The sequence below is a fragment of the Uliginosibacterium sp. 31-12 genome (genome assembly GCF_030548425.1).
Taxonomy (GTDB): domain Bacteria; phylum Pseudomonadota; class Gammaproteobacteria; order Burkholderiales; family Rhodocyclaceae; genus Uliginosibacterium; species Uliginosibacterium aquaticum.
In genome coordinates this window covers 1-25,516 of sequence record NZ_JAUOOA010000015.1, presented here as the reverse complement: position 1 = coordinate 25,516, position 25,516 = coordinate 1, and the positions used below count along the sequence as shown (strand labels likewise).

Sequence of the window (25,516 nt, the reverse complement as noted above, 5' to 3'; positions counted from 1 at the left end):
CTACCCGAATCGTCGGCCAGAGCGACCGCTTCGTGCGCTCAGCCAACTATCTTCAGATGCAGCCTGAACCCCAGTTCCGAAGGAAGACCATTTCTGCCGTTCTGGCTTGGCTTTGCAGAGGCCTTTGCGTTGCGAACCTCGCTGCGTTGAGCAGCAGCATCGGCTGACAAGGACGTCCGATGCTAGGGACAAAAGGATAGAGCGTGTGTTGTCCATAGGAATGACCGGTGTTGGACCCTACTCTGCAACAGCGGCTTCACGCGTGCCAAGTTTTTTCTATTTGCCATGCTGCAGCCAAAACCAGCGCATCGGCATACCGTGGTCCTACTATTTGCAGGCCAACCGGCAAGCCCTGGCGACCTTTACCACACGGAATCGACACCGCCGGTACGTTGCAATAGTTGAACAGCGGTGTATAGGCGGCATGCCCGCGCGGGCCGGCCGGACGGCCGCCAATCACGGGCGGGCCGAAAAGCTCGACCGGCCAGGCTTCGACCGGTGAGGTCGGACACAACAAAAGATCATACTTCTCGAAAAAGCCCGCCAACGCCTGAGCGAGCTTGTCGCGCAGCATCAACACAACCGCCAGTTGCGAGCCGGTCACCTGCTGGCCTAGACGGATCTGGTCTGCAATGTTGGGATAAATATCTTCCGGCGCAGTTACCAGCGCCTCACTGAACATCGCCGCCAGCTCTGCCTGCTGCAAGACCAGCAAAGGGTACTCGCGTGCCGAAGCCGGCCATTCCGGGCTTGCTTCGTCGATCTGCCAGCCGGCTGCGCGCAAGCGTTCGACTGAAGCGCGCATGGCTGCCGCAACGTCGTCGTCAATCGCAAAGTCACAGCCCAGGTCCAGCGAGAACGCGATGCGCAGCCTTGGCAGCGGCGCCTTCAGCGTGGGCATCGCGCGCAATTTCGCAAAGTCAGGCTGCGAGAGCGGATCACGTGCGTCAAAATCGGCCAGCGCGTCAAACATCAATGCCACGTCTTCCACATCGCGCCCGACCTGACCGATCACCGACAGCATGTGACTAGGGTCGTCAAAGCCCCAGGGGTTGGGCACCGCGCCAAGAGTAGGCTTGAAGCCGACCAGTCCGGTGTGGGCAGCGGGGCGCCGCGTCGAACCACCCGCATCGGTGGCCAGCGCCAGCGGCCCCATGCCTGCCGCCACCGCTGCCACGGCGCCGCCTGATGAACCTCCGGGCGTGCGGTTCAAATCCAGCGGATTGCGTGTCACGCCATGCAGCATATTATTGGTGATACCCATGCAGGCGAACTCGGCACAGTTGGTAATGCCCAGCATCACGCCGCCCAGTGCGCGCAGGCGCGCCACGCACCAGGAATCGCGCGGCGCCACGAAATCCTTGAACAAGCGTGAGCCGAACGTGGCCGGCAGGTCGCCCACCCACAGATTGTCCTTCGTCGTGAAGGGCACACCCGCCAGTGGCAGGTCTTCGCCCGCCGCCAGCCTCGCATCCACCTCCGCCGCTTCGGCCAGAACGGCTGCACGGTCAAAGTAAATCAGCGCATTGAGCGCCGGATTCTCGCGCTCGACCTGATCACACACCGCCGCAGCGATCGCTTGCGCGCTCATTTCGCCCCCTCGAACCAAGCGGGCGATATCGCGCGCCTTCATCCATTCGATCTGCATTTGCTCACTCCCGAACTCTTACAAGCACGCACCAAAGACGTCCAGAACACCGGTTTCAGGCCCGAATTTAGTGCAATATTTAGTTAAATAAATTGTGTACAACATTGTGAAATTACGACTCTAAAGACATCAAGAAAAACCTATAAGTGATTGTTTTTATGAAAAAATTTTCAACAAAAAACTGTTCATCAAAAGCAAAAAATAAACTGGCATTGCACTTGCTAATAAACACATATCACTCAATTTTCGTACCCGAGCATGAGCACTCCTGGCCACGGTTTCAGCATCACGCTGGACGACATCCTTCACCAATACGGCAGCTCGGTCGCCGTCGATCATGTGACGCTTGAAATTGCCGCCGGCGAGCTGGTCTCGCTGCTCGGCCCTTCAGGCTGCGGCAAGACGACCTTGCTGCGCATCATCGGGGGCTTCATCCAGCAGACCTCGGGCCGCGTCATTGTGGGCGGCCGGCCGATTGATGATTTGCCACCAAACAAGCGCGCGGTCGGCATCGTGTTCCAGAACTACGCATTGTTCCCGCACATGAGCGTGGCGGAAAACATCGCCTACGGTCTGGCCGCGCGCGGCGAAGACCGTGCCGCTCAGAAAAAGCGCTGCGGCGAAATGCTGGAGCTGGTGCAGATGGCTCATCTTGCAGACCGCCTGCCGCGCGCACTGTCGGGCGGCCAGCAACAACGCGTGGCGCTGGCACGTGCGCTGGCGGTGGAGCCGCGCATCCTGCTGCTGGACGAGCCCTTTGCCGCGCTCGACAAGAGCCTGCGTCTCGATATGCAGATCGAGATCAAGCGCATCCAGCGTCAGTCTGGCACCACCTGCATCATGGTCACGCATGATCAGGAAGAAGCCCTGTCGATGTCTGACCGCGTGGCCGTGCTCAATCGCGGCAAGCTGGAGCAGTTCGGCACGCCATCCGAAATCTACGACAGCCCGCAAAGCCTCTTCGTCAATCAATTCGTCGGCAGCGCCAACCAGCTACATGGCTCTTTGGCTTCAGTGTCAGCAAGCGAATGCGAAGTGCAGCTCGCCAACGGTCAGCGCCTGCGTTGTGCCGCACCCCGCGAAACCTTGAGTGAAGGCAGTGCGGTGATTGCCTGCATCCGCCCGGAGAGTCTGCGCTTAGGAAATGATGGCATTGGCATGCCTGCCACAGTCGAACTGGGTATGCCGCTCGGTCCCACCATCGTGCACGAGGTCGTCACCGACGACGGCCTGCGCATCAAGACCTCGGAGCCACGCCTGCCTGGCCTCGAACCCCGCGCCACTGGCACACGCATCAGCGTGAGTCCGCTCGCGGCCACATCCATCCAGGTTTTCCCAGCCCACACCTGAACACCAAGCCTGACCCGAAAGGAGCTTTACATGAACCTCAATCGTCGCCGCGTCCTGCAATCGGCGCTTACCCTCGCCGCCGCGCAGCTATTCCCCGGCATCTCTCATGCGCAGGCGCGTCGCCTCGTCTTCGCCACCTTCACCGGCAGCTGGGAAGAAGCCCACAAGGCGGTGCTCGTGCCCGCCTTCCGCAAGGCCAACAACAACGCCGACATCTCGCTCGACCCGATGCTGTCGGTCGACCAGATCGCCAAAGTCACGGCCGCCCGCAACAACCCGCCCATCGATGTGATGCTGCACGATCCGGGTCCTGCGCTCACCGCTGTTGCGCAAGATCTGGTCGAGCCCTATCCGGTCGCCAAGAGCAAGTATTTCAAGGACTTGCTCCCCGAGGCACAGGAGGTGAATGGCCCGGCGATTTTCTTCCAGGTCGTCGGCCTCACCTACAACCCCGAGACGGTCAAGAAAGCGCCCACCTCCTGGCTCGATCTGTGGAAGCCCGAGTTCAAGGGTCGTGTCGGCATCACCAACATGAACTCCACGCTGGGCACCGGCTTCATGGTCGAGCTGGCGAAGATGAAGGGGGGCTCCGAATCGAACATCGAGCCCGCATTCAAGGCCATTCAGGAACTCAAGCCCAACCTCGCCGCCGTGGCTGCCAACCCCGGCCAGCTCGCCTCGCTGTTCCAGCAAGGGCAGATCGACATCAGCCCGGGTAACTTCAATGCCATCCAGATTCTCAAGGCGCAAGGCGTGCCGGTGGAATGGGTCGCTCCGAAGGAAGGCGCGATTGCCTTCAAGACCACCATCCACGTCGTCAAGAACTCGCCCAACCGCGAGCTGGCCATCGCACTGATCGAAGCGGCCATGTCGCCCGAAGTGCAGAGCAAGCTCATGCAGGCGCCCTACCTCGTCGTGCCGACCAACACCAAGGTCAAGATGGAAGGCGAAATCGCCAAGGCACTGGCCAAGGACCACGCCGAGATGAAGAAGAAGTTCCTGTTCCAGGACTGGAAGAAGATCAACGAGCAGCGTGCTGGCTGGATTGAGCGCTTCAATAAGGAAATCAAGCTCTAGGAATCCGCAACAAACGGGCTGCGCGCGCCGCTGGCGGCATTTGGGTAAAAGAGGGCTCGCTCGCCGTGCGAAAGCACTGCTCTGCGCGAGCCCTTAGTTGGCAAGTTCGGCCAGCGGCGCGCTCGCTCCATTTGTTACGGATTCCACGCGGCTGATTCGCTTGAATTCCAACAAACCCATCGGACAAACTTTTCAGGACACCGCCCGTGCGCACTTTCAATCCGGTCACCGTTTACGGCCTGCGCTTCGCCATGCCTCTGGCGGCGTTCTTCGTTGTTTTCTTCCTCACGCCGCTGATGCTGCTGCTCTTCATCAGCCTGCACAACGACACCTCGCTCACCGAATTCGGCATCGCCCAATACACCAAGTTCTTCACCGAAGGTTTTGCGCTGCCGATCCTTGCGGACACGTTGTGGCTGGGCCTGCAGGTCACTCTGCTATGTCTGGTGCTGGGTTACGCGCTCGCCTGGGCCTTTGTGCGCAGCAATTCCACGATGCAGTCCGTGCTGATGATGATCATCGTGCTGCCGCTGCTGACCAGCGTGGTGGTGCGCACCTTTGCGTGGATCGTGATCCTCGGCCGCCAGGGCATCATCAACTCGGTGCTGCTGCAGTGGGAATGGATCGAGACGCCTCTCAAGCTTATCTACACGCGGCCCGGTCTCGTCGTCGCGCTCGCCAATGTGCAGCTGCCGCTGATGGTGCTGCCGCTGATCACCACGCTGCAGCGCCTCGAACCCAACCTTGAAGACGCGTCATCTATCCTCGGCGCGAGCGCCTGGCGCACCTTCATAAAAGTCACGCTGCCACTAACCCTGCCCGGCATCATCGCCGGCTGCCTGCTGACCTTCGCGGCGTCGATCACGGCCTTCATCTCGCAATCGCTGATCGGCGGCGGGCAGATGCTGTTCATGCCGATGTACATCTACCAGCAGGCCTCGACGCTGCAAAACTGGCCCTATGCCGCCACCATTTCGCTGATCTTCCTGATCGCCGTGATGGGCTGCGTGAGCATCTTCAACTACCTCGGCCGACTCTCGAAAGGCTACGCGACAACATGACACTCGGCCATCGCAACAGCATCTCCGACCTCAGCCTGCGCTTCACCCTGTGGAGCCTCGCGCTGCTCTCCGTCATCCTGCTGATGGCGCCGACGCTGGTCGTGCTGATCGTCTCCTTCACCAGCGGCTTCTCGCTCAAGTTCCCGCCCCCGGGCTACTCGCTGCGCTGGTACGAAGCCCTGTTCGAAGCCTGGCAACTGCACTTCGCCGCCTGGAACAGCATCAAGATTGCCAGCCTCACAACATTTCTCTCCGTCGTGCTGGGGGTCTCTGCCTCACTGGGCATCGCTCGTTCAGAAAAGCTGATGGCCCGCGTGCTGGATTCATTTTTCATGTCGCCCCTGATCCTGCCGGCGCTGGCCTTCGGTCTGGCGGCGCTGATCTTCTTCAGTCAGCTCGGCATGAGCGCCTCGGTCACCACGCTGGTGATCGGCCACACCGTTGTGTGCATCCCCTACGTCATGCGCACCACGGTCGCGGCGCTGGCACAACTTCCGGCCACCCTGCTGGAGAGTTCAGCCAGTCTGGGCGCTGATCGCTGGTACTCGTTCCGCCGAGTGACCCTGCCGCTGATTGCGCCGGGCATCGCGGCAGGCGCCTTCATCGCCTTCATGTCCAGCTTTGACAACGTGCCGGTCTCGCTCTTCCTGCGCGACGCCCGCACCGACATGCTGCCGATCCGCATGTGGCAAGACCTGGAAGGCAAACTCGACGTGACCATCGCCGCACTCTCGGGCGTGATGATCTTCTCCACCCTGATCCTGATGATCGTGATGGAGAAACTGACCGGCATCACGAAGCGCATGCGCTGAGGCGCGCACTCTCTCCCTTAGCCCCTCTCCCGCAAGCGAAAGAAGGGGCACAGCCCTCAGGCCCCGCGAAACAAGGAATAGCCCCAGGGCGTCATTTTCAAAGGCAGATGATAGTGCTGCGACGGATCACGAATCACGAAGCGGAAGGGTACGACGTCGAGAATGCCCGGCACGCTGCCGCTCGCTTCGAAATAGGCACCGGCATTAAAGCGCGCCTCGTAGGTGCCCGCCACAATGGCGTCGGTGCGCGTCACCGGGTCTTCCCACACGCCGATATCACTCAGCGTGCCGCTGCCGAGCAGGCGATTCTCCGGCGCCAGCATCCACAATTCCACCTGCATGCCACGCGCAGGAATGCCGCGCGCCACATCCACACCATGCATCGAGATTCCACCAGCCATATCCAGTCCCCTCATCAGATTGATTGTCGAGTGCAGTCGCATGCCTGAGACGCGCCCCGGAAACTCCACTCGCAAGGAGCGTGCCCTGCTGTGGCCTGCCCTCGCCAGCATGACGGCTGTACAAGCCGTGATCGCGGCCGGCATCTTCGGTCTGGGCATTGCCGCTCCCTTGATCGGCCTGCCGGTCACACAACTCGGCTGGCTCAACGTACTTATCTTCGGCCTCGGCGCCTGTGGCGCCTCGCAAGCCGGCAGACTATGTCAGCGCTGGGGTGGCGTACAGGTCACGATCGTCTGCGTAGGCTGCGTACTGCTGGCCAGCCTGCTGCTGAGTTTGCCGCTGAGCATCACGGTATGGCCTGCTGCGATCCTGCTGGGGCTGGCCTTCGGCCCTGAAACCGCGGCCAGTTCGGCCAGTCTGGTACGCGTCACCACGCCCGCACAGCGCAACGGGGTGATCGCATTGCGCCAGACCGGCAACCAGTGGGGGGCCATCGCCGCCTCGCTGTGCCTGCCAATGCTGATGGAATACAACCGGGCGGCCGCTTTCGGGCTGCTGGCGTTGCTCTGCCTCGTGCTTATGGCCGCCCTGATATCGCAACTCAAAATTGATCAGATCCCCTTGTCCGACGCCAACAGCGCGGGCAATTTCAGCCACGCCTTACTGCCGACACTGGCCGCGCAATGCCGCAGCCCCGGCATGCCCGCCTTGCTTGCCCTCTCGGCCAGTTATGCAGCCATTCAGATCGCCATCAATGGTTTTGCCTTCTCTTATCTGGTGCGCGTTCTGGAACTCACCCCCGCCATCGCCGGCACCCTGCTTGCCACTGCCCAGGGAGCCGGGCTGCTCGCGCGGATCCTGCTCGGTACCTGGGCGCGCCGCGCCACCAGTACCGCGCGTGCGCTGGGCTGGATCGGCCCCGGCATCGCGCTCAGCGTCATCACCCTTGCGCTGATGCCGGCCGGGCAGGCCAGTGCGCTCTTGTATCTGCTGATGTTCGTCGTCGGCTTTCTCGCCTCGGGCTGGAATGGCTTGCTGCTGGCCGAGCTGTCGCGCCGGGCGGGCCCGAGCCGCACCGCTGCGTGGACAGGCGCCACGATGACCGTCAGCTATGCCGGTCTGGTGGCTGCCCCGCTGCTATTCACTCTGGGCAGCATCGGCATGCGCAGCACCTATCTTGTACTAGCGGTCGCCTGCGGCCTCAGCGGCCTCGCGGTACTGCTGGGCAGGCCGGCACAGAGTGGTGCAAAAACACCATAATCGCACCAGCACGGCGCACGATTGTGAACAATCATTCCATGACTTTATGTGCCCCACGTACGCGACGCGTACAATCCGCGCAAATCTTCAATCTCAAGCCTGCTCCCGCCTGCCCATGAACACCATCGCCAAGTCTGAAAAATCGGACATCGCCGTGATCGCCGAGCGCATCACCAACGCCGTGATGGAGCATCGCCTGCCCCCCGGCGTGAAGCTCGCCGAAGAGCGTCTGGCTGAAGCCTTCAAGGTCAGCCGCACCAAGGTTCGCCACGCCCTCACCGTGCTCGCCAAGGAAGGCCTGGTCACGCTCTACCCGAATCGCGGGGCCTTCGTTGCCAGCCCCTCGGTGCAAGATGCGCGAGAGCTTTTCGCCACCCGCCGCCTGCTCGAGCCGGAAGTGGTGCGCAAGATCATCGACCGCGCCGGCAAAGCCGAACTGCGCCGACTGCGCGCCCATATCGCCAAGGAATCAGAGGCGCGTCTGGCCAACGACCGGCGTGCGCTCATCAAGCTTTCTGGCGAATTTCACATGCTGCTCGCCAAGCTCAGTGGCAACCCTTACATCAGCAAACTGATGGACGAGTTATGCCCGCTAACCTGCCTCATCATCGCGCTCTACGACTCGCCGCAAACCCCTGCCTGCCCCGAGGATGAGCATATCCGTATCGTCGAGGCCATCGAGCTCAAGGACGAAGCCACCGCCGTCTCGCTCATGCTGCACCACCTGCAACATGTGGAAAACGAACTCAAGCTCTCGGTCGACGAGAAAGTCGATATCGACTGGGAAAAGATGTTCGCCTGAGCGGTTTCGCCCAGCCAGCGCTGCCGTGGCCAGAATGAAGCGGATCACGCACTTTTTCTGGCCCGTCTCTTGCTAGAATTGTTCACAATTTTTTGAACATTCAAGAGCCCGCACTTGTGGCTCGGAAAGAGACCCGTCCATGAGCACGCCACGCACCCTGCTGGGCATTCTGACCCCATCCTCAAACACCTCGCTGGAACCGCTGACCAGCGCGCTCTGCGCCGCTGCGCCCGGCGTGTCCGCGCACTTCGCGCGCTTCCCGGTCACCGAGATCTCGCTGAAACCGCTGGCGCTGGGCCAGTTCGACGACGAAAAAATCCTCGCCGCCGCACGCCTGCTCGCCGATGCCAAGGTGCAGTGCATCGGCTGGAGCGGCACCTCATCGGGCTGGCTGGGGCTTGAAGCAGATCGCATCCTGTGTCGCCGTATCGAAGATGCCACAGGCATCCCCGCCACCACCTCCACGCTGGCGCTCAAGGAAATCATGGAGAAGACCGGCCGCACGACGCTGGGCCTGGTCACTCCATACCTCGACGATGTGCAGGCCAAGATCCTCAGCAACTTCGCCAGCGAAGGCATGCAGTGCATCGCCGAACGCCACCTGGGCATCTGCGTAAACTTCGACTTTTCCGAAGTCAGCGAGGCCCAGCTGAGCGAGATGGTGGCCGCGGTGGCCGCCGCCAAGCCAGAGGCCATCACCACCTTCTGCACCAACCTCAAAGCGGCCCATCTGGCTCAGGCCTGGGAGGCCGCGCACGGCATCGCCATCTACGACACAGTCAGCACCGTGGTATGGAAAATGCTGCGCATGCAGGGCTATGACACCACGCAGATCAAGGGCTGGGGCCGTCTGTTCACCGAGGTTCAGTGATGGCTGATTTCGATCTGGTGATCCGCAACGCACGCTGCGTCACGGCTGCGGATGTATTCGATGCTGACATCGGCATCAAGGACGGTCGCATCGCCGCACTAGGCCAGCACCTGGCCCCCGGCCACGAAGAGATCGACGCGGCCGGACGCTATGTGCTGCCCGGTGGCGTGGACGGGCACTGCCACCTCGATCAGCCAATGAACGATGGCTCGGTCATGGCCGACGACTTCCTCTCCGGTACACGCTCGGCGGCCTGCGGCGGCACCACCACGGTGATCCCCTTCGCCTGCCAGATGAAGGGCCAGAGCCTGCGTGCCGCAGTGGAGGACTATCACCAGCGCGCCGGCGACAAAGCCTGCATCGACTACAGCTTCCACCTGATCGTCTCCGACCCCACGCCGCAGATCCTGACGGAAGAGTTGCCCGCTCTAATCCGCGAAGGCTATACCTCGTTCAAGATCTACATGACCTACGACGACCTCAAGCTCAACGACCGCCAGATCCTCGAGGTACTCTCGGTCGCCCGCGACGAAGGCGCCATGGTCATGCTGCATGCCGAAAACAGCGACTGCATCGCTTGGCTCACCGAGCGCCTGCTGGCCGCCGGCAAGACTGCGCCGACCTACCATGCGGCCTCACGCCCGATGCTCGTCGAGCGCGAGGCCACACACCGCGCCATCGCGCTGGCCGAGCTGGTCGACGTGCCGATCCTGATCGTGCATGTCTCAGGCCGCGAAGCGGTCGAGCAAATCCAGTGGGCACAGGCGCAAGGCCTCAAGGTGTATGCCGAAACCTGTCCGCAATACCTCTTCCTTACGGCGGACGACCTGGGGCTCGGCGAGCACGATCACCACGGCGCAAAGTGCATCTGCAGCCCGCCGCCACGCGACGCGGCCAACCAGCAAGTAATCTGGGATGGCTTGCAATCAGGCGTATTTGCCGTGTTCTCGTCTGACCACGCGCCCTTCCGCTTCGATGATCAGCAAGGCAAGTTCGTCGCCGGTCAGGATGCCGCCTTCAACCAGATTCCGAATGGCATACCGGGGCTGGAGACACGCCTGGCACTGCTGTTCTCGGCCGGCGTGCTGAGCGGGCGTCTGGATATCTGCGAGTTCGTCGCGCTGACTTCCACCAATGTCGCCAAGATGTACGGCCTTTACCCGCGCAAAGGCTCGATTGCCATTGGCGCTGACGCCGACCTCGTGATCTGGGATACCGGGCTGGAGCGCATCATCCGCAATGCCGACCTGCACCACGCCGTCGATTACACGCCCTACGAGGGCCAGTGCATGCAGGCCTGGCCGCGCACCACGCTGTCCCGCGGTAAAGTAGTCGCCGATGCCGGCAGCTTTCTCGGGGCACAGGGGCACGGTCAGTTCCTGCCCTGTGATCTGCCTGCACCGGCCAAGCCCAGAGTACGCAGCAACGCCTGAAAACATGACTCAGATCCAGACCCTTGCCGAACGCCTGATCGCCGCACGCCAGCGCAAACAGCCGCTTGCCCCGGGCGATTTTGCCACGCTACAAGTGCTCACTCGCAGCGAAGCCTATGCAGTGCAAGCTGCGGTATGGCAGGCGCAGAAGGCTAGCGTCAGGCCGCAGGCATGGAAGATTGGCGGCAGTTCAGATCAGCCCACCCCTGTGCGCGCCGCAATGCCGGAAATCCTTTTCACTGGCGCCAGTACGCCGCAAGCGCGCTTTCGCTGCTTCGGCATCGAGACCGAGATTGCCGTGCGCTTTGGCAAAGCGCTCCCCCCCCGCGCCACACCCTATGCGTATGACGAGGTGCTGGACGCCATCGACACGGCTCATGTCGCCATCGAGATCGTGGACACCGCTCTGGCTGACTATGCTGCCGCCGGGCCGATTGCCTGCCTTGGTGACAGCATGCTGCACGGCAGCTTCGTGCTGGGTGATTCCATCCAAAACTGGCGAAGGCTCGACTGGAGCACGCTGAGCGCGCACAGCTTTATTGATGGGCAACTCGTCGCCGAGCGCACGGGTGGCCATCCACACATCGACCCTTTCACCCTGCTGCCCTGGTGGGCCAGCTCCGGTGCGCTGGACTGGGGCGGCGTTCAAGCGGGTGACATCGTGACCACCGGCACCTGGAACGGCATGCACTTTGCACCCGCACCGCACAGTTTCGACTCACACTTCACCGATGCCAAGGGGGAGACACTGGGTCGCGCCAGCATCGCCTTCAGCCTGTGAGCCCACACCAGATAATCCGCCCATGAAAATCCGCATCACAGCCGGCGGCTTCAACTTCATCGCCGAAGCCAACCCTGCCGCGCCGCTCACCGTCGCCGCCTTTGAAAAGCTGCTGCCCTATACGCAGAAACTCATCCATGTACGCTGGAGTGGCGAAGGCTGCTGGATTCCCATGGGTGACTTTGATCTGGGCGTCGGCTTCGAAAACGCCAGCAGCCATCCTGCACCGGGCGACATCCTGTTCTACCCCGGCGGCTACAGCGAGACCGAAATCATCCTCGCCTATGGCGCCTGTTGCTTCTCCAGCAAACTCGGCCAGCTCGCCGGCAACCATTTCCTGAGCATCACCGAAGGCCGCGAAAACCTTCGCGCACTGGGCGAAAAATGCCTGTGGCAAGGCGCGCAAGACCTGGTGTTTGAATCAGCCGACTGAGCTCACCACACGCCCGGCTTGCGCCTGTACGGACAGGGCTATTCAACCCCCCTGCTGAGTCGCGAAGTGACTGGCGATATCTTTTGCTCGCGCCAGCCAGCAACGCTCCCGCTGCGCCGCGATATGCGCCAGCGCACGGCGCAGATGGCGCATTCGGAAAGGCTGGCCGATGATCATCGAGTGCAGCGCCACGCTCATGACAAGCGGCTGCTCGGCGGACTGCAGCAACATCTCGTCGAACTGGTCGACGATCATGTCGGCGAATTCTTCGGCGCCGATCTGGCGGCCGATGATGGCGGCGCTGTCGTTGATCTCCTGCGGGTAAGGCATCGACAGGATGCGGCCGCCGCGCGTGTTGAGCCACACAGGTTGGTCATCCATGCACCAGTCCATGAGGTACTGGTAGCCCGCTTCGTGCAGCAAGTCGGGGGTCACTGCCGTCTCGGCAATCCAGGGGCTGAGCCAGCCAGCAGGCGGTGTGCCTTCGTGGGCGGCGATGCTGTCGCGCACGTCGCAGATGAGAGAGCGCTCGGTGGCCTCGTCAAAGCCGGCCTGATGTTCGGAGTTGGTGCGGCCATGCGCGGCAACTTCGGCACCGGCCTCGCGGAAGGCTGCGATGAGCTGCGGGCAGGCATCGTAGAGCGCGGAGTTGATGAGCAGCGTCACCGGCAGGTCGAGCTCGCGGAACAGATCGAGCAGGCGCCAGGCGCCTACCCGATTGCCATAGTCGCGCCAGGAGTTGTTGAGCACATCTGGTGCGGGGATGCCGGGCACAAGGTCTTCGGCAATGCCTTCGTTGAAGGCGTAGTGCTCCAGGTTGAGCGCGAGGAATACGGCGAGACGCTTGCCGCCGGGCCAGCTGAAGTCGGGCCGCTCGGTGATCGGACTGTAGTCGTAGCGGCCGTGCTGACGCAGCGGCAGGGGCATGGGTGCTTGGGTGAATTTCATGGGGCGTCCTTGAAACGGGCAGCGAGTGCATCGCTGAGGCCAAGCTGCGCGCGCGCGGGCAGCGCGGCGAGGCTGCCGACGCGGGGCTTGATGGGATTCAGGCGAACCAGCGATTCGGCCTGCAGCATGGCGCAGCTGACGCCTTCAATCACGGGCACGGGAACTTGCGATTGCAGGCGCTTCGGCACACCAGCCATCACGGCACCGGCGAGCACGACAACCTCGCAGCCCTCTTGCTCGACGAGTGAATTGGCGGCGGCGATGGCGAGGCGATCCGCTTCATCCTGATTGCCGGCGGCATACGGCGCACTGGTATCGACACCACGCCAGCCGGCGATGCGCGAGGCGAAGCCGTAGGACGCGGCGAGTTCCTGATACACCGGCAGCACGCGCGGGCCGAACATCACGACGCCGATGCGCGTGCCGAGCTGGCAGGCGGTGAGCAGTGCGGCTTCGGTGATGCCGATGACGGGAATGTCCAGCATCTCGCGCGCGGCCCACAGGGCCACGTCATAGGAGACGGCGATGACGGCGGCGTCGCAGCCTTCGGCATGCTTGGCGAGAAGATCAAGGCAGGCGTGATTGGCGATGGCCAGCTCGGTGCGCGTGGCGATGACATTGGCGCCGAACTCACCCGTAACGGCGACGACTTCGGTTCCGGGCGAGACCACTTCGCGCGCAGCGCTGGCGACTTTCTGGGTGACGAAGTCGGAGGTGTTGGCGTTGATCAGGAGGATGCGCATGGGAAGGCTTTCGGTCCTCTGTCGCTTAGCTCATCCGCACAGACGCCGGATGCAGGAGCGGGCCATGCCCGCGAAACGATTCGTCCAATAACCAGCGTGACACCTTGTTGGCAACCGGTCGCGGGCATGGCTCGCTCCCGCAGGGCGCGGTGAGCGGATGTGAGTAATGGCTCATCACGCAAACACTCGCTCGAGATCCACCTCACCACTCTCGGGCGGTTCAAGCTTGAGCGAGTGCTCAACGTGTTCGAGGTGGTGCTGCATCAGTTCGGCAGCAAGATCGGCGTTGCGGGCTTCGATGGCGTCCACCAGTTTTGGGTGGTCATCGTAGGGGCAGTGATGTTCGTCAGGCGCGTCGTACAGGATGATGATCAGTGCGGTAAGTGATTCAAGCTCGCGCAGGGTGCGCACCAGAAAGCTGTTGCCCGATATCTCGGCGAGCAGGATATGGAATTCGCCCGAGAGCGGAATGATGGCCAGTGGGTCACTCCCCATCCGCGCAGCCGTCTCGCGCTCAAGATGTTTGCGTAATTGCTGGATCTGTTTTGCCGTGGCCGTCAGAGCGACCGAGCGCACCAGCGTTGTCTCGATCAAGCGGCGCGCAAAGAACACGTCGCGCGCCTCCTGCGCTGTGGGGCTGCTGACGAAGGCGCCACGATTGGGAATGTTGGTGGCGATCTGGTCGTGCACCAGCCGCCCGATGGCCTCACGCACCTTGGTACGGCTCACATTGAAGATGCGCGCAAGGCGCTCTTCGACGAGCTGGGTACCCGGCGGCAGCTTGTGCTCCATGATCGCCGCAAGAATCCGCTGATGAATTTCATCGGAACTCAGGGGACGTTCAATTTTTTTGGCCCGGGGTTTCCGGGGCGATGCACCGTCTTGTGCCACGTTTTCTTCTCCTCATTCGGCGAACGCTCTCTGCGCCTCGCTCGGCATGCGCCACTTTATTGCATCCCCGTCTCTCAACGTCAGCGCGGTTTTACGAGCAGCCTGCACCAAAGCCGGCCATGCACTCTGTAACAACGCACCAAAATTGCGTACATAAACAACACCATCACGACAAGCATTCCGCACCACAATCGGGCGTAACGCACTAATTAAATGCACGGTTTCTGCGCATAACATGTTGATTATCATAGCATTTATTGCTTGACACGTTGAATACAGCGAACTTAGTGTATTGCATACAATCTGCAAAAACAGAATTGAAACAACCTTCCGAAGGAGTATCGCCATGCAACCCAAGCTCATCCGACGCGCTCTCGTGATTACCCTCGCCCTATCCTGTTTCAGCGGGCTCGCGAGCGCACAGACCAAGCTGCGCATTGCCGGCAATTTCGCGCCGGACCACTCATCGTCAATGGCCATGCAAATGTTCAAGAAAGAGGTGGACGCAACCAGCAAGGGCACACTGATCGTCGATGTATTCGACAACCAGCAACTGGGCGGCGCGCAAGAGAATGTGACGCAAACGCGCTCGGGCACCATCGATATGTGCTGGGTGGGCATGGCCTTCCTGTCGCGCACTGTGCCGGAACTCGAAGCGGTGAGCCTGCCCTTCATGTTCCCCAGCCGCGAAGTGGCCTACAAGGTGATGGATGGCCCTGCGGTCGACCTCATTGAAGCCAAGATGGCCGACAAAGGCTTCACCTCATTGGGCTTCATGGAACTGGGTTTGCGCCAGGTCACCAACAGCCAGAAGCCGATCAAGACCATGGCCGACCTCAAGGGCCTGAAGATCCGCATGCAGCCGATCGAGACCCACCTTGCCACCTTCCGGGCACTGGGTGCCAACCCGCTGCCGATGGACATCAAGGAGGTCTACTCGGCACTGGAGCAGAAGGTCATCGATGGACAGGACAACCCCTTCGCGCTGATTCTCGCCAGCCGCTTCTACGAAGTGCAGAAGTACGTTTCCAACACCGGCCACTTCTTTGACTTTATCTCGGTCATCGCCAACAAGAAGAAGATGGAATCGCTCTCGCCCGAGCACCAGAAGATCCTGCGCACGGCCATGAGCAACGCCATCAAGTGGCAGCGCAGTGTGGCAGTAAAGGCTGACTCCGATGCGCTGGTCGAACTGCAGAAGAAGGGGATGATCTACTCCGAAATGCCCGCCAGCGAACGCGCTGCGATGGTGAAGGCCACAGCTGGCGTCGTGGATGACGTGAAGAAGCGCCTCGGTGCAGCCTTTGTCGACCAGGTGCTGGCCGAAGTAAAGAATGCCAGCAACTGATCTGCTGACGCATCGCACGAGGACATCATCATGAACGGCACTATCCGTTTCACACCCATGCGCGCCAGCGGGCCGCTGCGCCCACTAGCCCTGCTCATCGCGACACTGGATGTGGCGGTGGGCTGGGCACTGGTGGCACAGATTGTCGTCATGGTGACCATCGTGTCGATCCAGGTGGTGCTGCGCTACCTCTTCAACAGCTCGCTGGACTGGGCTGACGAGCTGGCGCGGCTGTGCTTCGTGTGGTCCATCTTCACGGCGATCCCGCTGGGCATCAAGGGCGGCGCGCACATCGGCATCGAGATGCTGGTGGCGCGCTTCCCAACCCATCTGCGCAGCGCGACCGCGCGGCTTGTGGCGCTGCTCGGTGCGGCCATGCTGCTGCTGGTGGCCAAAGAGTCGGCCGTGATGGCCTGGGACCAGTGGGATGAGCTGATGGCGTCGATGCCCGCCAGCGCCGCCTGGTTCATCGTGCCGCTGGGCGTGTGCGGTGTGCATGGCGCACTGCACCTAATCTGGCAAGCCCTCACCGGTGCGCACCATGTGGATCCCGAACTGCAAGCGGAGCTTTCCTGATGAGCCTACTCGTCATCCTCGTCTTCCTTGGCATCGCGCTGTTCGGCATGCCGCTGGCCCTCTCGCTGGGTCTTGCCGCAATCGGCGGCCTGATCGCCAGCGATGTGGAATTCAACCTCTTGCCCTCACGCATGATGAGTGCGGTCAACGCCTTCCCGCTGATGACCATCCCCTTCTTCATCCTCGCTGGCGAGCTGATGCTCAAGGCCGGCATGATGGAGCGCCTGATCGATCTGGCGAACACCATCGTCGGACGCCTGCGCGGCGGCCTGGGCCACGTCACCGTGCTGGCCGGCATGGGGCTATCCACCGTGTCGGGTGCCGCCGTGGCCGATGCCAGCGCGCTGGGTTCCACGATGTTGCCCTCGCTGAAAAAACACTACGGCACGGGCTTCTCGGCCGCCATCTGCGCGGCAGCAGCCAACCTCGGGCCCATCATTCCGCCCTCGGGCGCGATGATCGTCTATGCCTTCATGGCCGGGCCTTCGGTATCAGTCGGCGGCCTGTTCATGGCCGGCATCGTGCCGGGGCTGATCCTCGTTGTCGGCATGCTGGCGATCTGTTCGATCATCGCCCACAAGCGCCAGTTTCCGCTCACCGGCGAGCCGTTCGCGCTCGCGGCGGTGCTGCGCGAGCTCAAGCGCTCGATCATCATCTTCATGATGCCCGTGGTGGTCATCGGCGGCATTGTCGGCGGCGCGTTCACCGCCACCGAGGGCTCGGCCATTGCAGTGGTGTATGCACTGGTGATCGGCTTCTTCATCACGAAGAAACTGAAGATCGCCGATCTGCCCGAAGCCCTGATCCGCACCGCCATCACCTCGTCTGTGGTGGGCGCGATGATCGCCTTCGCCTCGGTGGTGACCTACATGCTCACCATCGACATGCTGCCGCACAAGCTGCTGGCGCTGATCCAGTCGCTGACGGCCGACCCGACGATGTACCTGATCCTGGTCGCCGTCGTGCTGCTGGTGGTGGGCATGTTCCTCGAATCCAACGCGGCTTACATCATGCTCGTGCCGCTGCTGCACCCCATCGCCATCAAGTTCGGCATCGACCCGCTGCACTTCGGCTTCCTGTTCGTCTTCAACCTCGTCATCGGCATGCTCACACCGCCGGTGGGCGTGGTGCTGTTCGTCATCTGCGGCGTGAGCGGGCTCAAGCTCGGCGAACTGGCGAAGCACGTGTGGCCCTTCATCGCCTTCATGTACGCCCTGCTGCTGGTGTGCATGTTCTTCCCCCAACTCGTGCTCACGCTGCCGCGTGCGCTGGGGTACTGAGATGACAATGGCACATTCCGCATCTGAGGCCTACACCGCGCAGCAGCGCTTCATCGGCGTCATCACGCCTTCGGGCAACACCGTGGTCGAGCGCATCACGCTGGGCATCCTGCGTGATGTGCCTGAGGTGTCGCCGCACTTCTCGCGCACGCCGGTATTCGGCAGCACCGACCCGTCGCCCACCGCTTACGCACAAGAGGGATTCCTCGCCGCCGCCGCCCTGCTGGCTCACGCCAAACCCGAAGTGCTGGTGTGGAACGGCAGCAAGGGCGCGGGCATCGGCTTTGCGCATGATGCTGCGCTGGCAGCGGCCATCGAGCAGCAAACCGGCATCCCGGCGACGACCTCCATTCTCGGTCTCAAAACGGCACTTGCGCTGCGTGGCATCACACGCATCGCGGTGGTGACGCCCTATTCCGACGCCGGTCAGCAGGGCGCGCTCGATTGCCTGCACACCGAGGGCTACGACTGCATCGCCGAAGCGCACGCTGGCTACTCCGACAATCTCAGCTACGCCAGCGTGCCCCTGCCGCAGATTGCCGACATGATGCGCAGCGTCGTCGCTGCCAAGCCGCAGGCGATCGTCACACTGTGCACCAACTTCCCGGCCGCCGTGCTGGCTGCGCCGATGGAGGTCGAACTGGGCATCCCTGTATTTGACACCACTGCACTGGGCGTCTGGGCAGCCCTGCACGCCATTGGCGCCGACATGCGCGCAGCAGCGCCGCGCTGGGGATCGCTCTTCGCATGAGCACCAGCCTTGTCATCCGCAACGCGCGCGTGCTATGCCTCGATGCGGCCGACCGCGAATGGCCGCGCGCCGACATAGTCATCACCGGCCATCGCATCGCCGCCATCGGGCCCGACGCCGGCTTGCCGCACCTGTGCGGTGCCACACGCGTGATCGAAGCCGAGGGGCTGCTGGCCATGCCGGGCCTCATCAACGCGCACTTCCACTCGCCCGGCAACCTCATGAAAGGCAGTCTGGACGGGCTGCCGCTCGAACTCTTCATGCTGCACGAGGTGCCCCCTCTGGCAGATGGAGGAGACAGCGAGAGACTCGTCTATGTGCGTACCGCACTGGGCGCACTGGAAATGCTCCAGCGCGGCATCACGGCGGTGCATGACGATGCTTACCACGTGCCGGTGGCGAGCAAAGCCAGTATCGACGCCATCATGCAGGCCTATGCTGATGTGGGCATTCGCGCCACCGTCGCGATTGATCAGCCCAACATCGTCGAATATGAAAAGTACCCCTTCCTCGCCGAACTGCTGACGCCCGCGCAACGCGCCGCGATGGACGCCGCGCCGCGCCAGTCTTCGCTGGCGCTGCTGTCGCTGTACGCGCACCTGATCGAGAAATGGCATAGCAAAGCGGATGGCAGATTGCGCGCAGCGGTCTCCTGCTCGGCCCCGCAACGCATCACCGTCGACTACTTCGAAGGCCTCTCGGCCCTCTCGCGCCAGCACGACCTTCCCTTCAACATTCACATCCTCGAAACCAAGCTGCAACGCGTACTGGGCGAAGACAAATACGCAAAATCACTCGTGCGATATGTGCACGACCTTGGCCTGCTGGACGCGCGGATGATGATCATCCACGCCATCTGGATCGATTCTGAGGACATCAGATTGATCGCCGGAGCAGGCGCCTCGGTCGCCCACAACCCGGTATGCAACTTGCGACTCGGTAGTGGTGTGATGCCTTGGCGACAACTGCGCAATGCAGGCGTGCCACTGTGCATCGGCACCGACGAGATGAACACCGACGACACCACCAATCTGTGGCTGGCTGGCAAGACCGCCGCCCTGCTGCAGAACATTGCTGAGCCCGACTACCTCGACTGGCCACGCGCGCCCGAGATCCTGCACGCCATGACCGCCGGTGGCGCACGCGCCATGCGCTATGGCGACGAACTCGGGCAACTGCGCGAAGGCGCGCTGGCCGACATCACCCTGCTCGACCTCGACACGCACGCCTTCACCCCGCTCAACGACCTGCGCCGCCAACTGGTGTTCTGCGAAGACGGCAGCTCGGTGCGCGCCACCATCGTGAATGGCGAAGTGGTCTGCGAAGGCGGCATCACCAGCAAAGTGAACGCCAAGGCCCTGCGCGCCGAGGCGCGCGCACTGATGGCCGACTACAGCGCCAACCTGCAACACGCCAGCAGCGAAGCCGAGCAACTGGCCCCTGCTTACCGCGAGATGTTCCTGCGCGCCTCACAGCGCGACGTGGGCTTCTCTCGCCATGTCTCACCTCACCCTCACCCGACTGGAGTCCGTCAATGAAAACACGCCTCACCACTGCGCTCAGCGCCCCGCTCTGTGCGCTCCTGCTGCTCAGCAGCCCCGTCATGGCGCAAGAGAAAATCAAGGTCAAGGTCATGGGTCAGCCCATCTCCGGCGGCATGATCCAGAAGAACAAGGAACAGCCTTTCTTCGAAGCGCTCGCCGCCAAGACTGGCCTGCCCTTCGAAGTCGAGTACAAACCGCTCGACACCACCGGCATCAAGGACACCGAACAACTGCGCATTCTCGACTCCGGCCTGTTCGACATCGTGTCGCTGCGCATGGCGCAGATCTCACGCGATGAGCCGCTCACCATGGGCTTCGACCTTGTGGGCCTCAACCCCGACTTCAAGACCGCACGTGCCACCACCAAGGCCTACTTCGACACGCTCGACAAGCGCCTGCAGGCGCGTTACGGCACCAAGCTGCTGAGTGTGTGGCCGGCCGGCCCGCAGATGCTGTTCTGCAAGAAGCCCATCACCAAGCTCGCTGACGTCAAGGGCCTCAAGGTGCGCGTGTTCGACCAGAACTCCGCCAAGTTCTTCCAGAAGCTCGGCGCCACGCCGATTCCCCTGAGCTTCAACGAAACACACCAGAGCCTGTCGCTGGGCGTGGTCGACTGTGCCATCACCGGCCCGAGCGCCTCGAACTCGGCCGGCTGGCCTGAAGTGACGACGCATGTGCTGCCGCTGGGCATCCAGTTCGCCATGAACGGCTATGGCGTCGGCATGGGTCTGTGGAAGAAGCTCACCCCGGCTCAGCAAGCCAAGCTGCAAGCCGCCGTGACCGAACTCGAAAACGACATCTGGAAGTACTCGGAAGAACTCGCCACCGACGCGATGAACTGCAACATCGGCAAGGACCCCTGCCAGTTCGGCAAGAAATTCAAGCTGACCAATGTGCCGGTGACCGAAGCTGACATCGACGTAGTGCGCGACGCCGTGCGTGAAGTCTCGCTGCCGACCTGGACCGAAACCTGCGAGAAGACAGCCCCCGGCTGCACTGCCGACTGGAAGAAGACCGTCGGCCCCGTCGTTGGCATCAAGTAACAGCAGCAACACGGTGCGGCGCCAACACGCGCCGCACCGCGCGGAGAACACGATATGCAGCGCACGCTTGAACGCATCATGGCGAACCTTTTCGGCTTCGTCTTTCTCGGGCTGTCGGTCCTGGTTTCCATCGAAACCGTGGTCCGAAAGCTCTTCAACCTGTCGATCCAGGGCTCGGCCGAACTCGGTGGCTATGCCCTTGCCGTCGGCTCGGTGATCGGCTTCAGCCTCGCCATCGTCGGGCGCAACCACATCCGTGTGGACGTTTTCCATGGACGCTTTCCGCGTGCCATGCAGGCCTTCATGAACTGGCTCTCGGCCGTGTTGATCGCCGCACTGGCGCTGCTGCTGATCGGCGTCTGCTACCGCGTGATCGTCAAGACCGTGGAGTACGGCAGCACTTCGCAAACCCCTTGGGCCACGCCCCTCATCTACCCGCAAGGCCTGTGGTATGCCGGCCTCATCGTGTTCGCGCTGTTTGCACTGATCTACGCCGCACGCGCCAGCCAACTGCTTTTCACGGGCCGCATCGACGCCCTGCTCGACGAATTCCAGCCCAAGAGCACCAAAGACGAACTCAAGGAAGAACTCGATGATCTCGCCCACCGCACTGCCGCCAGCCCGGAGCTGAAGTCATGAGCACCCTTTCCTTCTCACTCTGCTTCCTGCTGATGATCGGCCTCATGCTGCTGGGCATCCCCATCGCCGTCACCATGGTGCTGGTCGGCGCCGGTGCTGGCGTCGTGGTCTTTGGCACACCCTTCCTCACTTCCTGCGGTTCGATGCTGTGGGGCGTGCTCAACGACAACCTGCTCACCGCCGCGCCGCTGTTCATCCTGCTCGGCGAACTGTTGTTGCGTAGCGGCGTGGCCGACCGCATGTACCAGGTCATGTCGGCCTGGCTCTCGCGCATGCCCGGCGGCCTCTTGCACACCAACATCGGCTGTTGTGCGCTCTTCGCTGCCACCTCGGGCTCGTCGGTCGCCACCGCCGCCACCGTCGGCACGGTGGCCCTGCCATCCCTGCGGGCACGCAACTACCGCATGTCCGACGCACTGGGCAGCCTTGCTGCAGGCGGCACCCTGGGCATCCTCATCCCGCCCAGCGTGAACATGATTGTCTATGGCTCGCTGACCGAGAACTCCATCGGCCGCCTGTTCATGGCCGGCATCATCCCCGGCCTGCTGCTGACCGGCAGCTTCATGCTCTTCATCTACATCAACGCCATCCTGCGCGGCAACACGACGCGTGAAGAGCTGCCACCGCTGCGAGAACGCATCGCCCTGCTGGTACACCTGGTGCCGCCCTTCGTGATCTTCGGCATCGTCATGGGCAGCCTGTACACCGGCATCGCCACCGCGACCGAATCTGCCGCACTGGGCGTCATGGCCGCCCTGTTCTTCACCTGGCGCAGCGGCCGGCTCAACATGGAGCTGCTGGAAAACTGCTTCCTGCAAACCGCGCGCATCACCGGCATGATCATGCTGATCCTCGCCGCCGCCTTCGTGCTGAACCTGCTGATCAGCCTATCAGGCGTCGCCGACAAGATGACGCAGTCGGTCATGTCGCTGGGCCTCTCGGCCACCGCCATGCTGCTCGTACTGATCGTGTTCTACCTCGTGCTGGGCATGTTCATGGACGTGATGTCGATGCTGGTCGCCACCGTACCGATCACCTACCCCATCGTCACCGCGCTGGGCGTAGACCCGATCTGGTTCGGCATCTTCATCATCCTGATGTGCGAGTTGGCCCTCATCACGCCGCCCGTGGGCATGAACCTCTTCGTCGTACAGGGCATCCGCCCCGACGGCGGCGGCATCGGCGACGTGATACGCGGCACCCTGCCCTACGTCGCCATCCTGATCCTCTTCACCCTGCTGCTGATCGCCTTCCCGGCGCTGGTGACCTGGCTGCCGAACCTGGGCGTGAACGGTTGAACATCATGACGATGAGATAGGCCTCCCTTTCGGCCCTGTCTTCCGGAGTCAGTCCCCCGCAGGGGGACTGACCTCATCGAATTTTCCGGCGAAAGACTAAGAATGAATACCGTACGCAAAAACCTGCTATCGGTAACCCTCTTTCCGGCTGGTTCTGATCCCGAAACATTGCTCCGGTGAATTTTGTCATGCGCGCCCTGGTCATCAACCCCAATACCTCGACACAGGTCACACAGATGCTGCACGCCCATTTGCGTGAGCACTTGCCTCAGACGTTTGCGCTGGATAGCGTCACGGCAAGGTTTGGTGGTGCTTACATAGCCTCCGAGGCAGGCTATGCCATTGCGGCACATGCAGTACTCGACGCCTGGGCCACCAGTACAAATGAGTATGACCGGATCGTCATCGGGTGTTTTGGTGATCCTGGCCTTGAAGCTTTGCGTGAAATATCCGGCATCCCTGTCATCGGCCTGGCCGAAGCCGCCATGCTCGAAGCGGCGACTTTAGGACGCTTTGCGATTATCACCGGAGGTGAGCGCTGGCGCCCTATCCTGAAGCGCCGCGCAGCGGCGGCAGGGGTGGCCGAAAAATTGGCCGCCATCCATATACTGCGTGAGACAGGTGCCGAGCTGCTGGCAGATCGCGCGCGCGCCCTCGATCTGCTCGCCGCAGCCGCACAGGATTGCGTGCGGACGCAGCAAGCCGAGATCGTATTGATCGGAGGCGCAGCGTTGGCGGGCATGGGCGAGGCGCTCGCAGAGCGCTTGCCTTTTCCGGTGATAGACAATGTCTCGGCGGCGGCCCGAGCATTGCTGACACCCGTTTCCGCCCCTGCTGCAGACCTAGATCAAATTGATTACACCGGACTTTCGTCTGAGCTTTCGGTGCGGATCAGATGATCCAGCAGCACGGCTTTGTTGCACAAATCAGCCCGAGGGTGCAACTCCCCTGACCCCAGACGGATTTATTCCACGCGCACGGTTTGAGGCGTTCCGAGCTGGGTGAAACGATTGGGCAGTGCAGCGCGAATTTGTAGCTCCGCGACCTGCCGATCAAAGTCGCGGGCCATCAAGCGCTCGCCGAGCAACTTGAAGCACCGCATCTTGGTTTCGACTAGGCTGCGCCTGTGGTAACCGCTCCACTTCTTCCAGATTGTCCGTCCCAGACGTTGGGTGGTTCGCAGAATTTCATTTCTGGCCCGGGCGCCCGCACTCCCTTCTTTCCAAGGTTGCGCATTCTTGCGCACCGGAATCAGCGCGCTGGCCCCTCGGCTGGCAATGGCTGCGTGGCACGCCTTCGTGTCATAAGCACCGTCAGCGCCGACACTGGCCAACGATTCTTCTGGCGGAATCTGCTCTAGCAGGGCCGGCAGCATCGGAGCATCACCCACGCTATTGGCGGTGATCTCGATGGCCCGCACCTCCAAGGTTTGTGCGTCGATGCCCAGATGCACCTTGCGCCATTGCCGACGGTAGTCCGCGCCTTGCTTCTTCCGCCTCCACTCGCCTTCGCCCAGCATTTTGATGCCCGTGCTGTCGACCAGCAGGTGTTGCGCCTCGCCTCGTCGCTGATGCGTCAGCGTCACTTGCAGGTGTTTCTGGCGCCGGCTCAAGGTGCTGAAGTCCGGCACATCCCAGTCCAGCCCGGCTAGCTTCAGCAGGCTTTTGACCATGCCGGTGGTCTGGCGAAGTGCCAGACCGTACAGGTTCTTGATCATCAGGCAGAACTGGATGGCAGCATCCGAGAACGATGGGGAACGACCGCGCTGGCCGCTGGGGGCGCCAGCCCACTCCATGTCCTTGTTGATCCACAGCAGCAACGCGCCACGCTGACACAAGGAATCGTTGTAGGTCGACCAGTAGTTGCTCGTCCGGTACTTCGGCATCAAAGGCTTGCTCATCCTGCAAGTCTATCGGCCACACGACGGCGGGCAGGAAATTGTGCAACAAATCCTATTTTTTCAATAACTTAAGCACACAGAAAGAACTCCACTGGACGTCCTTAAACCTGCATGTTCATGATGTCCTGTTACAACCAAAACAAATATATAAAATTGATTTACAAACAGTAATTAAAAACACAACCCCATTCATACCCTCATTCATACCCTCTCAAAACACGTGGTGGCGAGGCTGTTATCAGAGCCTTAGCCGGCACTGACCGAGACGGAGTTGCTCTTGGTGCTCTGGACGTTGCTGAGGTCTTCATAGGTGAGGCTGGCCGTCTTGAGGCGGCTCTCGCTGGGGGTCCCCGTGGTGGCCAGCGCCCCGCCCTTGAGCAGGGTGTTGCCCGAGACGATCAGGTTGAAACCACTATCGCCCGCGAAGATGCCGCTCTGCCCGACCGCGCTCTGGTAGTTGTGGTTGATGCTGTCCCGTGCGCACTGGACGCTGCCACTGACGACCTGACCGTTAGCAGATCGGCGGAATGCACAGGCTGATGCTGAAGCCGCCGCTGGTTTGCTTGCTGTCGTATTTCGAGCTGTCTTGCAGGGTGACGACCTTGAGGTCGCCACCGATGTTGCC

The 25,516-nt window shown here is 62.0% G+C and carries 26 protein-coding genes; 19 read left to right on the top strand and 7 right to left on the bottom strand.

Features of this window, described 5'->3' with window-relative positions; genetic code table 11:
• Nucleotides 1-256: 256 nt before the first annotated feature.
• A complete protein-coding gene (locus tag Q3Y64_RS19025) occupies nucleotides 257-1,648 on the bottom strand; it encodes an amidase (RefSeq protein WP_303564438.1) in 1,392 nt (463 codons plus the stop codon).
• A 258-nt stretch (nucleotides 1,649-1,906) separates the two neighbouring features.
• Here Q3Y64_RS19025 and Q3Y64_RS19020 point away from each other — a divergent pair, with 258 nt between their 5' ends.
• The 4 genes from Q3Y64_RS19020 to Q3Y64_RS19005 all read left to right on the top strand — a co-directional run bounded on the left by Q3Y64_RS19020 (nucleotide 1,907) and on the right by Q3Y64_RS19005 (nucleotide 5,948).
• Nucleotides 1,907-2,998, top strand: coding sequence for an ABC transporter ATP-binding protein (locus tag Q3Y64_RS19020; RefSeq protein WP_303564435.1), 1,092 nt, complete (start codon nucleotides 1,907-1,909; stop codon nucleotides 2,996-2,998).
• Nucleotides 2,999-3,028: 30 nt separating this feature from the next.
• Nucleotides 3,029-4,075, top strand: a complete 1,047-nt coding sequence (locus Q3Y64_RS19015; protein WP_303564431.1) for an ABC transporter substrate-binding protein — start codon at nucleotides 3,029-3,031, stop codon at nucleotides 4,073-4,075.
• Between the two features lie 206 nt (nucleotides 4,076-4,281).
• On the top strand, nucleotides 4,282-5,136 hold the full coding sequence (locus Q3Y64_RS19010; protein WP_254048238.1) for an ABC transporter permease: 855 nt from the start codon (nucleotides 4,282-4,284) through the stop codon (nucleotides 5,134-5,136).
• Nucleotides 5,133-5,948: an ABC transporter permease gene (locus Q3Y64_RS19005; protein ID WP_101942826.1), complete on the top strand. Its 816-nt coding sequence runs from the start codon at nucleotides 5,133-5,135 to the stop codon at nucleotides 5,946-5,948. Before Q3Y64_RS19010 ends, Q3Y64_RS19005 begins: the two co-directional genes overlap by 4 nt.
• Nucleotides 5,949-6,004: 56 nt before the next feature.
• Here the strand turns inward: Q3Y64_RS19005 and Q3Y64_RS19000 are convergent, their stop codons facing one another.
• Nucleotides 6,005-6,349 carry a hydroxyisourate hydrolase gene (locus tag Q3Y64_RS19000; RefSeq protein ID WP_101943185.1) on the bottom strand — a complete coding sequence of 115 codons (345 nt, stop codon included), beginning with the start codon at nucleotides 6,347-6,349 and terminating at the stop codon, nucleotides 6,005-6,007.
• A gap of 40 nt (nucleotides 6,350-6,389) precedes the next feature.
• On the opposite strand from Q3Y64_RS19000, the gene Q3Y64_RS18995 reads away from it, so the two are divergent.
• The 6 genes from Q3Y64_RS18995 (at nucleotide 6,390) to Q3Y64_RS18970 (ending at nucleotide 11,930) form a co-directional block, all read left to right on the top strand.
• Nucleotides 6,390-7,610, top strand: a complete 1,221-nt coding sequence (locus Q3Y64_RS18995) for an MFS transporter (RefSeq protein WP_303564423.1) — start codon at nucleotides 6,390-6,392, stop codon at nucleotides 7,608-7,610.
• Nucleotides 7,611-7,725: 115 nt separating this feature from the next.
• Entirely contained in the window at nucleotides 7,726-8,412 is a 687-nt protein-coding gene (locus Q3Y64_RS18990; RefSeq protein ID WP_303564421.1) for a GntR family transcriptional regulator, read from the top strand.
• 139 nt (nucleotides 8,413-8,551) lie between these two features.
• Complete coding sequence (locus Q3Y64_RS18985; protein ID WP_303564418.1) at nucleotides 8,552-9,283, top strand: aspartate/glutamate racemase family protein; 732 nt, start codon at nucleotides 8,552-8,554, stop codon at nucleotides 9,281-9,283.
• The gene (hydA, locus tag Q3Y64_RS18980; protein ID WP_303564415.1) at nucleotides 9,283-10,716 is read left to right on the top strand and encodes a dihydropyrimidinase; all 1,434 of its coding nucleotides are present in this window, start codon (nucleotides 9,283-9,285) and stop codon (nucleotides 10,714-10,716) included. The genes Q3Y64_RS18985 and hydA overlap by 1 nt, the downstream gene beginning before the upstream one ends.
• Before the next feature lie 4 nt (nucleotides 10,717-10,720).
• Nucleotides 10,721-11,497: a fumarylacetoacetate hydrolase family protein gene (locus Q3Y64_RS18975; RefSeq protein WP_303564413.1), complete on the top strand. Its 777-nt coding sequence runs from the start codon at nucleotides 10,721-10,723 to the stop codon at nucleotides 11,495-11,497.
• A 22-nt stretch (nucleotides 11,498-11,519) separates the two neighbouring features.
• Nucleotides 11,520-11,930 (top strand): DUF3830 family protein, encoded by a 411-nt coding sequence (locus Q3Y64_RS18970; protein WP_101942834.1) that lies wholly within the window; start codon nucleotides 11,520-11,522, stop codon nucleotides 11,928-11,930.
• Nucleotides 11,931-11,972: 42 nt separating this feature from the next.
• Here the strand turns inward: Q3Y64_RS18970 and Q3Y64_RS18965 are convergent, their stop codons facing one another.
• The 3 genes from Q3Y64_RS18965 to Q3Y64_RS18955 all read right to left on the bottom strand — a co-directional run bounded on the left by Q3Y64_RS18965 (nucleotide 11,973) and on the right by Q3Y64_RS18955 (nucleotide 14,512).
• Nucleotides 11,973-12,878 carry a polysaccharide deacetylase family protein gene (locus Q3Y64_RS18965; RefSeq protein ID WP_303564410.1) on the bottom strand — a complete coding sequence of 302 codons (906 nt, stop codon included), beginning with the start codon at nucleotides 12,876-12,878 and terminating at the stop codon, nucleotides 11,973-11,975.
• Complete coding sequence (locus tag Q3Y64_RS18960; protein ID WP_303564407.1) at nucleotides 12,875-13,621, bottom strand: aspartate/glutamate racemase family protein; 747 nt, start codon at nucleotides 13,619-13,621, stop codon at nucleotides 12,875-12,877. The genes Q3Y64_RS18965 and Q3Y64_RS18960 overlap by 4 nt, the downstream gene beginning before the upstream one ends.
• Nucleotides 13,622-13,795: 174 nt before the next feature.
• Nucleotides 13,796-14,512 (bottom strand): GntR family transcriptional regulator, encoded by a 717-nt coding sequence (locus tag Q3Y64_RS18955; protein ID WP_303564406.1) that lies wholly within the window; start codon nucleotides 14,510-14,512, stop codon nucleotides 13,796-13,798.
• 346 nt (nucleotides 14,513-14,858) lie between these two features.
• Here Q3Y64_RS18955 and Q3Y64_RS18950 point away from each other — a divergent pair, with 346 nt between their 5' ends.
• The 9 genes from Q3Y64_RS18950 to Q3Y64_RS18910 all read left to right on the top strand — a co-directional run bounded on the left by Q3Y64_RS18950 (nucleotide 14,859) and on the right by Q3Y64_RS18910 (nucleotide 23,890).
• Entirely contained in the window at nucleotides 14,859-15,860 is a 1,002-nt protein-coding gene (locus Q3Y64_RS18950; RefSeq protein ID WP_303564403.1) for a TRAP transporter substrate-binding protein, read from the top strand.
• Nucleotides 15,861-15,890: 30 nt separating this feature from the next.
• The gene (locus Q3Y64_RS18945; protein WP_303564400.1) at nucleotides 15,891-16,436 is read left to right on the top strand and encodes a TRAP transporter small permease; all 546 of its coding nucleotides are present in this window, start codon (nucleotides 15,891-15,893) and stop codon (nucleotides 16,434-16,436) included.
• Nucleotides 16,436-17,716: a TRAP transporter large permease gene (locus Q3Y64_RS18940; RefSeq protein ID WP_303564397.1), complete on the top strand. Its 1,281-nt coding sequence runs from the start codon at nucleotides 16,436-16,438 to the stop codon at nucleotides 17,714-17,716. Before Q3Y64_RS18945 ends, Q3Y64_RS18940 begins: the two co-directional genes overlap by 1 nt.
• A 7-nt stretch (nucleotides 17,717-17,723) precedes the next feature.
• Nucleotides 17,724-18,467: a hypothetical protein gene (locus Q3Y64_RS18935; protein WP_303564394.1), complete on the top strand. Its 744-nt coding sequence runs from the start codon at nucleotides 17,724-17,726 to the stop codon at nucleotides 18,465-18,467.
• Entirely contained in the window at nucleotides 18,464-20,005 is a 1,542-nt protein-coding gene (locus Q3Y64_RS18930; RefSeq protein WP_303564393.1) for an amidohydrolase family protein, read from the top strand. Before Q3Y64_RS18935 ends, Q3Y64_RS18930 begins: the two co-directional genes overlap by 4 nt.
• On the top strand, nucleotides 20,002-21,054 hold the full coding sequence (locus Q3Y64_RS18925) for a TRAP transporter substrate-binding protein (protein WP_303564391.1): 1,053 nt from the start codon (nucleotides 20,002-20,004) through the stop codon (nucleotides 21,052-21,054). Before Q3Y64_RS18930 ends, Q3Y64_RS18925 begins: the two co-directional genes overlap by 4 nt.
• A 54-nt stretch (nucleotides 21,055-21,108) precedes the next feature.
• The gene (locus Q3Y64_RS18920; RefSeq protein WP_101942848.1) at nucleotides 21,109-21,693 is read left to right on the top strand and encodes a TRAP transporter small permease subunit; all 585 of its coding nucleotides are present in this window, start codon (nucleotides 21,109-21,111) and stop codon (nucleotides 21,691-21,693) included.
• Nucleotides 21,690-22,991: a TRAP transporter large permease gene (locus Q3Y64_RS18915; protein WP_303564386.1), complete on the top strand. Its 1,302-nt coding sequence runs from the start codon at nucleotides 21,690-21,692 to the stop codon at nucleotides 22,989-22,991. Before Q3Y64_RS18920 ends, Q3Y64_RS18915 begins: the two co-directional genes overlap by 4 nt.
• Nucleotides 22,992-23,179: 188 nt before the next feature.
• Nucleotides 23,180-23,890 (top strand): aspartate/glutamate racemase family protein, encoded by a 711-nt coding sequence (locus Q3Y64_RS18910; RefSeq protein WP_303564382.1) that lies wholly within the window; start codon nucleotides 23,180-23,182, stop codon nucleotides 23,888-23,890.
• Nucleotides 23,891-23,955: 65 nt separating this feature from the next.
• Here the strand turns inward: Q3Y64_RS18910 and Q3Y64_RS18905 are convergent, their stop codons facing one another.
• Nucleotides 23,956-24,891 (bottom strand): IS5 family transposase, encoded by a 936-nt coding sequence (locus tag Q3Y64_RS18905; protein ID WP_303564380.1) that lies wholly within the window; start codon nucleotides 24,889-24,891, stop codon nucleotides 23,956-23,958.
• Nucleotides 24,892-25,137: 246 nt separating this feature from the next.
• On the bottom strand, nucleotides 25,138-25,516 hold a 379-nt coding region (locus Q3Y64_RS18900; protein ID WP_303564377.1), incomplete at its 5' end, for a hypothetical protein.

What these genes read in the sequence shown, in the direction of transcription:
- Q3Y64_RS18940 (WP_303564397.1), top strand. Translation starts at nt 16,436, where the DNA reads ATGAGCCTACTCGTCATCCTCGTCTTCCTTGGCATCGCGCTGTTCGGC.
- Q3Y64_RS18905 (WP_303564380.1), bottom strand. Translation starts at nt 24,891, where the DNA reads ATGAGCAAGCCTTTGATGCCGAAGTACCGGACGAGCAACTACTGGTCG.
- Q3Y64_RS19025 (WP_303564438.1), bottom strand. Translation starts at nt 1,648, where the DNA reads ATGCAGATCGAATGGATGAAGGCGCGCGATATCGCCCGCTTGGTTCGA.
- Q3Y64_RS19020 (WP_303564435.1), top strand. Translation starts at nt 1,907, where the DNA reads ATGAGCACTCCTGGCCACGGTTTCAGCATCACGCTGGACGACATCCTT.
- Q3Y64_RS18995 (WP_303564423.1), top strand. Translation starts at nt 6,390, where the DNA reads ATGCCTGAGACGCGCCCCGGAAACTCCACTCGCAAGGAGCGTGCCCTG.
- Q3Y64_RS18915 (WP_303564386.1), top strand. Translation starts at nt 21,690, where the DNA reads ATGAGCACCCTTTCCTTCTCACTCTGCTTCCTGCTGATGATCGGCCTC.
- Q3Y64_RS18910 (WP_303564382.1), top strand. Translation starts at nt 23,180, where the DNA reads ATGCGCGCCCTGGTCATCAACCCCAATACCTCGACACAGGTCACACAG.
- Q3Y64_RS18950 (WP_303564403.1), top strand. Translation starts at nt 14,859, where the DNA reads ATGCAACCCAAGCTCATCCGACGCGCTCTCGTGATTACCCTCGCCCTA.
- Q3Y64_RS19000 (WP_101943185.1), bottom strand. Translation starts at nt 6,349, where the DNA reads ATGGCTGGTGGAATCTCGATGCATGGTGTGGATGTGGCGCGCGGCATT.
- Q3Y64_RS18985 (WP_303564418.1), top strand. Translation starts at nt 8,552, where the DNA reads ATGAGCACGCCACGCACCCTGCTGGGCATTCTGACCCCATCCTCAAAC.
- Q3Y64_RS18945 (WP_303564400.1), top strand. Translation starts at nt 15,891, where the DNA reads ATGAACGGCACTATCCGTTTCACACCCATGCGCGCCAGCGGGCCGCTG.
- Q3Y64_RS18965 (WP_303564410.1), bottom strand. Translation starts at nt 12,878, where the DNA reads ATGAAATTCACCCAAGCACCCATGCCCCTGCCGCTGCGTCAGCACGGC.
- Q3Y64_RS18935 (WP_303564394.1), top strand. Translation starts at nt 17,724, where the DNA reads ATGGCACATTCCGCATCTGAGGCCTACACCGCGCAGCAGCGCTTCATC.
- Q3Y64_RS18930 (WP_303564393.1), top strand. Translation starts at nt 18,464, where the DNA reads ATGAGCACCAGCCTTGTCATCCGCAACGCGCGCGTGCTATGCCTCGAT.
- Q3Y64_RS19015 (WP_303564431.1), top strand. Translation starts at nt 3,029, where the DNA reads ATGAACCTCAATCGTCGCCGCGTCCTGCAATCGGCGCTTACCCTCGCC.
- Q3Y64_RS18925 (WP_303564391.1), top strand. Translation starts at nt 20,002, where the DNA reads ATGAAAACACGCCTCACCACTGCGCTCAGCGCCCCGCTCTGTGCGCTC.
- Q3Y64_RS18975 (WP_303564413.1), top strand. Translation starts at nt 10,721, where the DNA reads ATGACTCAGATCCAGACCCTTGCCGAACGCCTGATCGCCGCACGCCAG.
- Q3Y64_RS19005 (WP_101942826.1), top strand. Translation starts at nt 5,133, where the DNA reads ATGACACTCGGCCATCGCAACAGCATCTCCGACCTCAGCCTGCGCTTC.
- Q3Y64_RS18920 (WP_101942848.1), top strand. Translation starts at nt 21,109, where the DNA reads ATGCAGCGCACGCTTGAACGCATCATGGCGAACCTTTTCGGCTTCGTC.
- Q3Y64_RS18970 (WP_101942834.1), top strand. Translation starts at nt 11,520, where the DNA reads ATGAAAATCCGCATCACAGCCGGCGGCTTCAACTTCATCGCCGAAGCC.
- hydA (WP_303564415.1), top strand. Translation starts at nt 9,283, where the DNA reads ATGGCTGATTTCGATCTGGTGATCCGCAACGCACGCTGCGTCACGGCT.
- Q3Y64_RS18960 (WP_303564407.1), bottom strand. Translation starts at nt 13,621, where the DNA reads ATGCGCATCCTCCTGATCAACGCCAACACCTCCGACTTCGTCACCCAG.
- Q3Y64_RS18990 (WP_303564421.1), top strand. Translation starts at nt 7,726, where the DNA reads ATGAACACCATCGCCAAGTCTGAAAAATCGGACATCGCCGTGATCGCC.